Source organism: Gilliamella sp. wkB72 (genome assembly GCF_001693745.1).
GTDB classification, from domain to species: domain Bacteria; phylum Pseudomonadota; class Gammaproteobacteria; order Enterobacterales; family Orbaceae; genus Gilliamella; species Gilliamella apicola_E.
The window spans coordinates 1-1,964 of the sequence record NZ_LZEI01000024.1 but is presented as its reverse complement, the minus strand read 5'-3'; the positions used below and the strand labels follow the sequence as shown (position 1 = coordinate 1,964).

Sequence of the window (1,964 nt, the reverse complement as noted above, 5' to 3'; positions counted from 1 at the left end):
GGCTCAAGGATTAATTATGGGAAATCGTAAAGCAGTAACAATCAGCGTAACCCCAGACGAATATGACTCTATCTGTACAGCATTCGAAGATTATCTTAGTAAATGTGAAAGCACTGACGATTGTGATTTTATAGAAAACGCTAACAGAGATGGGGATAATTTTGAAACATTTCAAACAAAATATAAAAGAGCTCATCAAAGACAATTGGTAAAAAGCGCTGTTAAAAAAGCACTTGAATATGCAAAAGGAACCGAACATGACTAAATATAGCGAACTATATAAAAATGATATTGAGTTAGGAGAATAATAATGACAAATAAACTAATAGTAGAAAACCCACTATACAATAAGGCGCAAGTTTGTGCGTACATCAGTATAGATGATAGAACATTGGATCGGTGGGTTGCATCGGATAAATTCCCGAAACCAGATCTATATTTGGGGCGACACCCTCGATGGAAACTGTCCACAGTAAACACCTACCTTGAACAGATAAAACAGGAGTTTCAGGAAAAACAGTTATGCGGTTAAACTATCAATGTAATCCGCATACCATTGCATCATCTGACGCCTACCCTCCAAATATTGTGCGTGATTGTAAATACCGCGCACACCCTCCTCCTCGTGATTTAGTTGTTTCTCTATCCAATCACGATTAAAGTTATGCTCATTTAAAACACTCGAAAACTGATGCCTAAATCCGTGCCCTGTTGCACGTTTGGCAAATCCCAACCTTTTTATCAACCCCAAAATAGCACCATTTGACATAGGCGATTGTATGTTATTTCGCCCCGGAAAAACAAAATCACAATTCCCAGTAATTGGGTGTAAAAATCTTAGTATATTTATAGCCTGCTTTGATAACGGGACTATGTGCACCCTGTCTTTTTTTATTAATGTCTCGGGTAGTAAAATGTAACGTTTCTCAAAATTAACATACTCCCATTTACACCGCAACAATTCTACCGTCCGCACCGCAGTTAATATTAATAACTCGGTAGCGTACCTTACAAGGATATTACCCGAATAAGTTTGTAAAGCTTTCATAAACTCCCGCATATCATCTTCAATTAAAAATGCATAATTTTTAGGTGTACGTGTCACCATCGCTGTTGCCAGTTCTCGGGCTGGGTTATTCTCTGCTCGCTCTGTAATAATTGCATATTGAAAAACTTCAGTACACCGCTGCCTCATCTTTTTAGCGATTTCTAAAGCCCCTCGATTTTCAATTTGTTTTAAACAATTTAACATTTCAATTGGTTTTATCTGCGAAATGTCCATCTCTCCAACATAAGGAAATATGTCTTTTTCAAAATAAGTAAGTATGGTTTTCCGAGTGTTTAGTGACCAACTTCGTTTTTTGTTTTCGTACCATTCCATAGCTATTTTGCTGAATGTATTACCCTGTGCCATGTTTGAGAGCAACGCTTTCTTTTTGCGTTCTACTGATGGATCTCGACCGTGCGCTAATAATTGTCTGGCAATATCCTTCTCATTACGGGCATCAGATAAACTGATATACGGATATTTACCGATTGTTAGTGTTTTCCGTTTACCGTTGAAACTATAATCGTACCGCCATGATTTAGTTCCACTAGGTGTAATGTACAAATACAGGCTTTCAAAATCTGGTAACTTATAGGGCTTATCTTTGGGTTTTGCTGAATCAATGGCTTTTATAGTTAGCATAATTACGGTATTTTTTGTTGCGGTATTAAAATATACCGTAAATATACCGTAGAAAGGTTTGCGTTGTCAAACGTAAAAGAGAGTGTAGCTGAGTGAGAAAAACTACCAAAATCCAGTTTTATAAAGGCTTTTGGCGTAAAGGAGAGTAATAATAAGTTTAAGGGAATTTGACCCCAGCAGGAATAATTAAATCAAAGCAAACATATGATATTTAATAAATTATTTAATGTCATATGTTTTTATACCGTTAAATATACCGCGTTTATTATACCTG

2 protein-coding genes are annotated in these 1,964 nt (G+C 36.4%); one reads left to right on the top strand and one right to left on the bottom strand.

Features of this window, described 5'->3' with window-relative positions; genetic code table 11:
• On the top strand, positions 1-265 hold a 265-nt coding region (locus A9G07_RS10860), incomplete at its 5' end, for a hypothetical protein (protein WP_218060065.1).
• A 255-nt stretch (positions 266-520) separates the two neighbouring features.
• Here the strand turns inward: A9G07_RS10860 and A9G07_RS10850 are convergent.
• The gene (locus A9G07_RS10850; RefSeq protein WP_081303330.1) at positions 521-1,690 is read right to left on the bottom strand and encodes a tyrosine-type recombinase/integrase; all 1,170 of its coding nucleotides are present in this window, start codon (positions 1,688-1,690) and stop codon (positions 521-523) included.
• Positions 1,691-1,964: the final 274 nt, after the last annotated feature.